The 8,772-nt window shown below is 68.4% G+C and carries 13 protein-coding genes; 9 read left to right on the forward strand and 4 right to left on the reverse strand.

Features of this window, described 5'->3' with window-relative positions:
• Positions 1-63: 63 nt before the first annotated feature.
• Positions 64-561, forward strand: coding sequence for a glycine zipper 2TM domain-containing protein (locus SAZ01S_RS17625; RefSeq protein ID WP_084583588.1), 498 nt, complete (start codon positions 64-66; stop codon positions 559-561).
• A 232-nt stretch (positions 562-793) separates the two neighbouring features.
• Here the strand turns inward: SAZ01S_RS17625 and SAZ01S_RS17630 are convergent, their stop codons facing one another.
• Complete coding sequence (locus SAZ01S_RS17630) at positions 794-1,030, reverse strand: hypothetical protein (RefSeq protein ID WP_439951235.1); 237 nt, start codon at positions 1,028-1,030, stop codon at positions 794-796.
• A 129-nt stretch (positions 1,031-1,159) separates the two neighbouring features.
• On the opposite strand from SAZ01S_RS17630, the gene SAZ01S_RS17635 reads away from it, so the two are divergent.
• The 6 genes from SAZ01S_RS17635 to SAZ01S_RS17660 all read left to right on the forward strand — a co-directional run bounded on the left by SAZ01S_RS17635 (position 1,160) and on the right by SAZ01S_RS17660 (position 4,975).
• On the forward strand, positions 1,160-1,732 hold the full coding sequence (locus SAZ01S_RS17635) for a hypothetical protein (RefSeq protein WP_084583590.1): 573 nt from the start codon (positions 1,160-1,162) through the stop codon (positions 1,730-1,732).
• A 53-nt stretch (positions 1,733-1,785) separates the two neighbouring features.
• Positions 1,786-2,166, forward strand: coding sequence for a fluoride efflux transporter CrcB (crcB, locus tag SAZ01S_RS17640; RefSeq protein ID WP_084583591.1), 381 nt, complete (start codon positions 1,786-1,788; stop codon positions 2,164-2,166).
• Positions 2,163-3,266 carry an RluA family pseudouridine synthase gene (locus SAZ01S_RS17645; protein ID WP_084583592.1) on the forward strand — a complete coding sequence of 368 codons (1,104 nt, stop codon included), beginning with the start codon at positions 2,163-2,165 and terminating at the stop codon, positions 3,264-3,266. Before crcB ends, SAZ01S_RS17645 begins: the two co-directional genes overlap by 4 nt.
• A 142-nt stretch (positions 3,267-3,408) precedes the next feature.
• Positions 3,409-4,068 (forward strand): HAD-IA family hydrolase, encoded by a 660-nt coding sequence (locus SAZ01S_RS17650; protein WP_084583593.1) that lies wholly within the window; start codon positions 3,409-3,411, stop codon positions 4,066-4,068.
• An 11-nt stretch (positions 4,069-4,079) separates the two neighbouring features.
• The gene (locus SAZ01S_RS17655) at positions 4,080-4,301 is read left to right on the forward strand and encodes a hypothetical protein (protein ID WP_084583594.1); all 222 of its coding nucleotides are present in this window, start codon (positions 4,080-4,082) and stop codon (positions 4,299-4,301) included.
• Positions 4,298-4,975, forward strand: a complete 678-nt coding sequence (locus tag SAZ01S_RS17660; RefSeq protein WP_084583595.1) for an ATP12 family chaperone protein — start codon at positions 4,298-4,300, stop codon at positions 4,973-4,975. Before SAZ01S_RS17655 ends, SAZ01S_RS17660 begins: the two co-directional genes overlap by 4 nt.
• 6 nt (positions 4,976-4,981) lie before the next feature.
• Here the strand turns inward: SAZ01S_RS17660 and gmk are convergent, their stop codons facing one another.
• From gmk to fumC, 3 genes are read right to left on the reverse strand one after another with little or no spacing between them, the layout of a single operon-like run.
• Entirely contained in the window at positions 4,982-5,665 is a 684-nt protein-coding gene (gene gmk / locus SAZ01S_RS17665; protein ID WP_084583596.1) for a guanylate kinase, read from the reverse strand.
• A gap of 56 nt (positions 5,666-5,721) precedes the next feature.
• Complete coding sequence (locus SAZ01S_RS17670; RefSeq protein ID WP_064310010.1) at positions 5,722-5,940, reverse strand: hypothetical protein; 219 nt, start codon at positions 5,938-5,940, stop codon at positions 5,722-5,724.
• A 54-nt stretch (positions 5,941-5,994) separates the two neighbouring features.
• Positions 5,995-7,386 (reverse strand): class II fumarate hydratase, encoded by a 1,392-nt coding sequence (gene fumC, locus SAZ01S_RS17675; protein ID WP_084583597.1) that lies wholly within the window; start codon positions 7,384-7,386, stop codon positions 5,995-5,997.
• Positions 7,387-7,576: 190 nt separating this feature from the next.
• Here fumC and SAZ01S_RS17680 point away from each other — a divergent pair, with 190 nt between their 5' ends.
• A complete protein-coding gene (locus SAZ01S_RS17680; protein ID WP_084583598.1) occupies positions 7,577-8,002 on the forward strand; it encodes a hypothetical protein in 426 nt (141 codons plus the stop codon).
• Positions 8,002-8,742, forward strand: a complete 741-nt coding sequence (locus SAZ01S_RS17685; RefSeq protein ID WP_084583599.1) for a TorF family putative porin — start codon at positions 8,002-8,004, stop codon at positions 8,740-8,742. The genes SAZ01S_RS17680 and SAZ01S_RS17685 overlap by 1 nt, the downstream gene beginning before the upstream one ends.
• The last annotated feature ends 30 nt before the right edge of the window (positions 8,743-8,772 follow it).

An 8,772-nucleotide genomic window follows, 5' to 3' on the forward strand; every position in this document is an offset into this window, starting at 1 on the left:
CACGCAACCCGCCGCCGCTGTGGCACGTTCGGCACGCATCGATAACGACGAGGAAATGTCACGATGCGCATGTTGTTCGTAGCCGCCGCGGCGGCGGCGCTGACCCTGCCGACGGTGCCCGCGATGGCGCAGGGCTGGCAGGATCGCGATGCCCATTGGCAGGACCGCGATCATGGTCGCGACCGCGACGGCCGCTGGAACGATCGCGGCCCCGGCCGCGGCGCGGATCGCGGCGATTGGCGCCGCTGGCGGAACTACGACTATAACCGCCCGCAACCGGGCCAGCGCCGCTATTATGCGGAAAATTATTACCGCGACGGCCGCTATTACCAGGAGCGCCGGCTGAGCCGGAACGACCGCATCTATCGCGGCCGCGACGGCCGCTATTATTGCCGCCGCAACGATGGCACGACCGGCCTGATCGTCGGCGGCGTCGCCGGCGGTCTGTTCGGCAACGCGCTGTCCTCGGGCGGCAACGCGACGCTCGGTACGCTGCTCGGCGCAGCGGCGGGTGCGGCGCTCGGCCAGTCGGTCGACCGCGGCAACGTCCGCTGCCGCTGAAGCCTGAAGCCGTGCAGAAAGAGGGGCTCGGTTCGCCGGGCCCCTTTTTGTTTACGCGCGATGGAAGGGCCTCAGAAAGGACGCGTCCTCCCCGTTAAGCCGTCATTCCGGCGAAAGCCGGAATCCATTGGCCCTCGGTCGCAGCAAGAGCGGAAACATAGAGGCGACTGGATCCCGGCTTTCGCCGGGATGACGAGTATGGGTCAGCAGATAGACTCGACGCCCGCCGGAGTCAGATAAACCCGCCGGTCAGCATCAGCCGCACCCCGCTGACGATCAGGATCAGCAGATTGAGGTTCCGCCCCGCCGTCCCGCTCGATAGCAGCCCCACCGCCGTGCCGGTAAGCGCGATCGGGAAGGCGATCCAGTTGATCAGCGGCAGGAAGGGGAACGGGATGATCCCCACCAGCGCAAAGGGCAGCGCCACCAGCCCGATCAGCAGCGAGATTGCGTTGAACATGGACAACATGTGGCGCACCTTTGCTGTACTATCAAGACAGCACACCGGCTTTTGGATGCGCCCCGCGCGCGCTTTCGCCGACCGGCTTGGCCATGATATGCAACGCCTCGATCCGCACGTCGCGCCACGAGGTCTGCCATGCCGCTCCCCGCTCTATCGCTCGCCCTCCTGATCGCCGGCACGCCGCCGGTCGAGCGGACGCTCAACGTCCAGTACACGGTGACCAATGTCGGCGGGGGCCTCGGCAACTATGTCGACGAGAAGGTGATCTTCGGCATGGTGCCCGGCGACGCAACCAGACAACGCTGGGTTGCGGAGCGGGTGCGCCGCGACCGCCGCTGGTGCGGAAAGCAGGGCGCCGACGGCAAATGCGTCGCCACCGAGACCCAAGTTCATGACTGGCTGGACGGCGCAACCTGCCCCAAGGTGGCACCGGCCTTCACCGCGCTTTGGGCCATTCGGCCCGCAGGCTTCGCACCGGTGCGAGACTTCGTCAGCGTCTCCGATTCGTCCACCGTCACCATCAAGGGCACCACGACGCAGGCGGGCTTTTTCACCGAAGCCAGCGTCAGCCAGGACGCCGGCGATTTCGCGACATGGTGGCACAATTCGAGCAATAGCTGGAAATCGTGCTGGCAGCAGGCCGCACCGATCGTGGAGGGTCAAACGCTCGCGCCCCGCCTGTCCCTTCCCGCCACCCCCGCTTCCTGACGGACCAAACCACGAAGGTTCCCCTTTGCCCCGATTCGCGCTAGGGGCGCGGGATGCCCAATCTTTTTCTCGTGATGCTCGGCGGGGCCATCGGCTCCGCGGCCCGCTACGGCGTTGGCCGCGCCGGCGTCGCCCTGCTCGGTCCAGCCTTCCCCTGGGGGACCCTTGCCGTCAACATCCTCGGCGGCTTCCTGATGGGGCTGCTCGGTGCCAGCCTGATGCGGTTCGGCCCCAATGCCGAACAGGCGCGACTGCTGCTCGGCGTCGGCGTGCTCGGCGGTTTCACCACCTTCTCCTCCTTCTCGCTCGAAACCTTCGCGATGATCGAGCGCGGCGACGTGCTCGTGGCGATCGGCTATGTCCTCGCCTCGATGATCGGTGCGATCGGCGCCCTCGCCATCGGCATGACGCTCGCCCGGGCGGTGACGGCATGAGCGGCGAGAACGACGTCCGCCAGTTCACCGTCGGCCTCGACGATGACGGCATTCGGCTGGACCGCTGGTTCAAGCGGCACCTGCCGGATGTGAGCTTCAACCTCGTCTCGCGCTGGGCACGCACCGGCCAGCTCCGCGTCGACGGGGCGCGGGCCCAGCCCGGCGACCGCATCGCCGAGGGCCAGACCATCCGCGTTCCCCCGGCCGAGCCCGCCAAGCCCGCCGCAACCGCACGGCCGAAGTCGAACCGGCCGCCGCTCTCGCCGGAGCAGGTCGAGCTGGCGCAGTCCATGGTTATCCACCGCGATGCCTCGGCGATCGTGCTCAACAAGCCCCCGGGCCTCGCGACGCAGGGCGGCACCAAGACGTTCGAGCATGTCGACGGCCTGCTCGACGCGCTGCAGTTCGAGGCGGAGGGCCGCCCCAAGCTGGTCCACCGGCTCGACAAGGATACCTCGGGCGCGCTGCTGATCGCCCGTTCGGCACGGGCGGCGGCGTTCTTCTCCAAGAGCTTCTCCAGCCGCACCGCGCGGAAAATCTACTGGGCGCTGGTGATGGGCGTGCCGGACATCGAGGACGGCTTCATCGAACTGCCGATCGGCAAGCAGCCGGGCACCGGCGGCGAGAAGATGCAGGTCGACACCGAAGAGGGCCAGCCCGCCCGCACCCGCTACCGGGTGATCGAGCAGGCGGGCAACCGCTGCGCCTGGGTCGAGCTGCAGCCCTTCACCGGCCGCACCCATCAGCTGCGCGTCCATATGGCGGCGATCGGCCACCCGATCGTCGGCGATGGCAAGTACGGACTGCAGGAGGCGTTCCTCACCGGCGGCATCAGCCGCAAGATGCACCTCCATGCGCGCCGGATCCGCATCGACCACCCCGATGGCGGCCGGATCGACGTCCGCGCCGAGTTGCCGCACCATTTCGCGGAATCGATGCACACGCTCGGCTTCGACCTGGCGGTGGGCAATGCGCTGGAGATCGACGACGGCCCCCCGCCGATGAGCAAAGAACTGCTCAAGCAGAAGGCCAAGGCGCACGCCAAGACCTACCGCAAGGAACGCCGCGGCGAGCGGCGGGGTCGGGGGCAGGCGAAGTAGGCGTGCGCGTGCCTCCTCTAAGTTCGTCATCCCGGCGGAAGCCGGGATCCATTGGGGTCGCCGTCGCGGCTTTTGCTGCTGCCGACTGGCGAATGGATCCCGGCTTCCGCCGGGATGACCGTGATCTGGTGAGCGCCGCCGCATGAACCGCCTCGCTTTGTTCGACTGCGACGGCACGCTGGTCGACAGCCAGGCGAGCATCTGCCTCGCCATGGAGCATTGCTTCACCGGCCAGAAGCTGGAGCCGCCGGCGCGCGCGGCGATCCGCCGAATCGTCGGCCTCAGCCTGGTCGAGGCGATCGCCCGGCTGCTGCCGCAAGCGGAGGACGCGCTTCACCGCCACCTCGCCGAGGAATATAAGCGCGCTTATTTCGCGCTGCGCACCTCGGGCCATATCGAGGACGAACCGCTCTACGAGGGCATCCTTGAAGCGATCGAAGCCCTTGATGCAAATGGCTGGCTGCTCGGCGTCGCCACCGGCAAGTCCGATCGGGGGCTGCTCCGCGTTCTGGAGGCGCATGGCCTGCGCGATCGCTTCGTCACGCTCCAGACCGCCGACCGGCATCCCTCCAAGCCGCACCCCTCGATGATCGAGACGGCGATGGCCGAGGCGGGCGCGGCGCCGGAGACCACGGTGATGATCGGCGACACCAGCTTCGACATGGCAATGGCCGTCGCCGCCCGCGCGCATCCCTTGGGTGTTGCATGGGGCTACCACACTCCCCAAGATCTGCACGCGGCCGGCGCGGTGCGGGTCGTGGAGCATGCGTCGGCGCTTCCGGCGCATCTGGAGGCCCTGTGACTGGAGGCGCTATGAACGACGCCGATCGCCTTGCGCGCAATCGCTATTTCCTGATGATGGGCGCCAACCTGGTGGGCGTGGCCGGCGCGGTGCTGGCGCTGCTCATCCTGGGCCGCGCGCGCACCACCGAACTGACCATGCTGGGCGTGGCACTGATGCTCGCCTCGTTCTGGGTCATGGCGGCGATCCCCAGGATGCTCGCCCGCCGCTGGAGGACACCCCCCGACGCATGAAACGTTTCTGGAAGACCGTATCGATCGTCGACGGCGCCATCGAACTCGACGGCCGTCCCGTCCGCACCCCCGCGCGTGCCCTGCTGACGCTGCCGACGCCGCAGCTTGCCGAGGCCGTGGCGGAGGAATGGCGCAGCGTCGGCGAGGAACTCGATCCGCGTACGATGCCGCTGACCGGCCTCGCCAACGCCGCGATCGACCAGATCGCGCCGAACCCCGCCCCCTTCGCGGCGGACCTGGCGCGCTATGGCGAGAGCGACCTGCTCTGCTATCGCGCCGAGCTGCCCGCCCCGCTGGTCGAACGCCAGGCCGCGCAGTGGGATCCGCTGCTCGATTGGGCGCGCACCCGCTACGACGTGCATTTCGAGACGACCGCGGGCATCATGCACCGCCCCCAGCCGGCCGCGACGATCGCGCGGCTGCAGGAGGTAGTGGCAGCGCTCGACCCGTTCCGCTTGGCCGCACTCAGCCCGCTGGTGACGATCAGCGGCTCGCTGGTGGCAGCCCTCGCGCTGCTCGAAGGTGCCGCGGACCGCGAAACGGTGTGGCACGCCGCCCAGCTCGACGAAGACTGGCAGGCCGAACAATGGGGCGCGGACGAACTCGCCACCCGCGCCCGCAACGTCCGCCGCGCCGATTTCGACGCAGCGGTGCGGTTCCTCAGCCTCCTCTGAGAGGGTTCAGAGGACGTCGGCTTCCCCGGTCGGATCGCCGCGCTTCATCAGGCCGCGGATGAAGCCGATCAGCCCGGTCTGGCGCGAGCGCTTCAGGCGCTCGGCCTTGAGGATGGTGTGGACCGCCTCGAAGCATTTGTCGGCATCGTCGTTGACCAGGACATAGTCATAGCCGTCCCAGTGGCTCACCTCGTTCGAGGCGCGGGCCATGCGGTGGGCGATCACCTCGGGCGTATCGGTCTGGCGGCCTTCGAGGCGGCGGTGCAGCTCGGCCATCGACGGCGGCAGGATGAACACGCGGACCACGTCGCCGCCCATCGTCTGGTGGAGCTGCTGCGCGCCCTGCCAGTCGATGTCGAACAGCATGTCGCGACCGGTGGCGAGTACCGCGTCGACCGGGCCCTTGGGCGTGCCGTAGCGATGCTTGAAGACGTGCGCCCATTCGATGAAATGGTGCTGCGAGACCATCTCGCGGAACCGCTCGACATCGACGAATGTATAATCGACCCCGTTCACTTCGCCCGGGCGCGGCTCGCGCGTGGTCACCGAGACGGAGACGGCGAGATCGGGTTCGGCTGCCAGCAGCTTGCGGGCGATGGTCGACTTGCCGGCGCCCGAGGGCGAGGAAAGGACAAACAAAACCCCGCGGCGATGGAATCCATGCGGGTCGTTCTGGTGCGTATGGGCCATGCGCGCCTTTGGCGTAGCGGCACCCGGGCCGTCAAGCCCAGGCGCCGCTTCGCGGCTTACGCGCCGAGGCCCGTATCGGGACCGTGTTCGGTGGTCAGCTTGCGCTTGAGATAGGCCGCGCCCACCGCGCCCGCGCCGAGCACGAACGCCGCCGGCACGACGCGCTTGGCGACTTCCCAAGTCGCGACGCCGACTGCCGCGCCCACCGCGCCACCTTCGCCGTCGCGCCGATCGATTTTGCTACCGACCCAGCCTGCAATCAACTTGCCGATCATTGTCTTCTCCTTCGCTGCAACAACGGCGTTGTCGTCACGCCGTTCCGCAGCACGTCAACGGCCGATCATCGTCTCGGGGCGGACGAACGTGTCGAAGGTCGGCTCGTCGACCAGCCCGAGCGCCAGCCCCGATTCTTTTAGCGTAAGTCCCTTCTCATGGGCGTTCTTGGCGATCTTTGCCGCCGCGTCGTAGCCGATGGCGGGCGCGAGCGCCGTCACCAGCATCAGCGAGCGATCGACCAGTTCCTTGATCCGCGCCTCGTTCGCCACCGCGCCGTCCACCGCGCGCTCGGCGAAGTTGGTCATGCCGATCGCCATCAAGGTGATCGAGCGCAGGACGTTCGCGCCGATCAGCGGCTTGAACACGTTGAGCTCGAAATGGCCCTGCATCCCGCCCACGGTGACCGCCGCATGGTTGCCGATCACCTGGGCGGCGACCATCGTCAGCGACTCGCTCTGCGTGGGGTTGACCTTGCCCGGCATGATCGAGCTGCCCGGCTCGTTCGCCGGCAGCTCCAGCTCGCCCAGCCCTGAGCGCGGGCCGGAGCCCAGCAGGCGGATGTCGTTGGCGATCTTGGTGAGCGAGACGGCGAGCGTGTTGCAGACCCCCGACAGGTTGACCAGCTGGTCCTTGGTCGCCAGCATTTCGAACTTGTTGGGTGCCGAGACGAAGGGCAGGCCGGTGATCTTGGCGATCTCCGCCGCCACGTCCTCGGCATAGCCCGGCGGCGAGTTGAGGCCGGTGCCCACCGCGGTGCCGCCCAGCGCCAGCTTGAAGATGTCGAGCTCCAGCACGCTCTGGAACCGCGCCCGCGCCGAGGCGAGCATCGCGGCATAGCCCGAAAATTCCTGCCCGAGCGTCAGCGGCGTCGCGTCCTGCAGATGGGTGCGGCCGATCTTGACGATGTGGTCCCAGTCATGCGCCTTGCGGTCGAGCGACGCGTGCAGCCGATCCAGCGCCGGGAACAGGTCGAGCGTCACCGCGCGCGCCGCGGCGATGTGCAGCGCGGTCGGGAAGCTGTCGTTCGACGACTGCGCCATGTTGACATGATCATTGGGGTGGATCGGGCTCTTGCCGCCACGCTTTCCCGTGAGGATCTCGTTGGCGCGGCCGGCGATCACCTCGTTGACGTTCATGTTGGTCTGGGTGCCGCTGCCGGTCTGCCAGATCACCAGCGGGAACTGGTCGTCGAGCTTGCCGTCGATCACTTCCTGCGCGACCCGGTCGATCACCTCGGCGATCTTGGGATCGAGCCCGTGCTTCACGTTCACCCGCGCCGCGGCCTGCTTCACGATCGCCTGGGCATGGACGATGCCGATCGGCATCCGCTCCTCGGGCCCGAACGGGAAGTTCTGGATCGATCGCTGGGTCTGGGCGCCCCAATAGGCGTCGGCGGGAACGTCGATCGCGCCGATCGAGTCGGTTTCGGTGCGCGTGCCGGTCATGTGCTTCTCCGCATTGTTTGTGCGCGATGTAGGCCGCCTGCCCCGCCCCACAACCCGCACGACGGTCGGCATTTCAGCGGCACCAGCCAACCCCCGAGAAACACTTGGTAACTTGCATTCCCGCGCAGGCAGCGCGCAAAGACGCCGTGCCACCGGCGACAACAGCCGGGGCAACCGCAGGAGAAGAGCCATGATCCCGTTGATTCTGGGGCTGCTGCTCGCCGCCCCCTTTTCCGAGATCGCGCATAGCGTGCGCATCGATCATGACAGCGGCCCGGTCCATGCCGACTATCGCATGCGGGTCGAGGTGCGCCACCAGCAGCTCGGCGTGGCGGCCCCCGGCGGCCGCGCCTCGACGCTGCGCTGCCGCTGGCAGGCCGATCTGGTCGTCGATCGCCAGGCGCGCCACGCCACCGGCACGCTCGGGCGCGCGCTGCGCCAGGAGAGTGTCGCGTCGGGCAGTCGTCCCGGCTGGTGCACCGCCAACCGCGCCGTCATCGCCAAGGACGTTGCCAGCGCGACGAAGGACATGCGAGGCGCGGTCGAGGCGCTGGCCGGCGAGGATGCCGCGACGCTGCGCGCCGAACTCGATCAGATAGGACGTGTAAACACCTGATGCGTATCCCCATTACCGTTGCCGCCTTCGCCGCACTCGCCCTACCGCTCGCCGCCCAGGCGCAGGTGCTCCCCAAGGTTTCGGGCGGCGTCGAACTCTCGACCGACGAGAGCCGCCGCGGCCTGAGCTGGAGCGAGAACCAGCTCAGCGCCTCCGGCGACGTGTCCGCCGGCATCCTCGGCTTCGACGCCTCGGCGCGGGTGGCGATGGTGCGCGAGTCGCGCCGCCATGCCGGGGCGGACACGGTGTTCGACCTGGAAGCCGGCCATGGCTTCGACATCGGCCTGTTCAAGTTGCGCGGCTTCGTCACCGGCCATGTCTTCACCGGCGCGGCGCGTGCCATGGACTATGTCGAGGTCGGCGCGGATGGCAGGTTCTCGCTCGGCCCGCTGCAGCTGAACGGCGGCGCGACCTATGCGCCGGACCAGGGGCCGATCGGCGGCGACAATCTCTACCTCCACGCAGGCGCGGCGGTGGGCGTGCCGTCGACGCCGTTCACCGTGTCGGGGTCGATCGGTCACACGACCGGCAGCACCGACGACCTCCGCGCCGCACGGCTGCGCCCGACGGGGGACTATACCGATTGGCGAATCGGCGTGGAGCATGTCAGCGGTCTGCTGACGCTCGGCGTCGATTATGTCGGGACCGACATCGACACCAATCGCGCGGTGGCGTCGCCGTACGCGGACCTGCGGCACAGCGGCAACCGCGTGCTGGGGCGGGCACGGCTTTCGTTCTGAGGCATCCCTTCTCCTCCCCCTTGACGGGGC

The organism is Sphingomonas azotifigens NBRC 15497 (genome assembly GCF_002091475.1).
GTDB lineage: Bacteria > Pseudomonadota > Alphaproteobacteria > Sphingomonadales > Sphingomonadaceae > Sphingomonas > Sphingomonas azotifigens.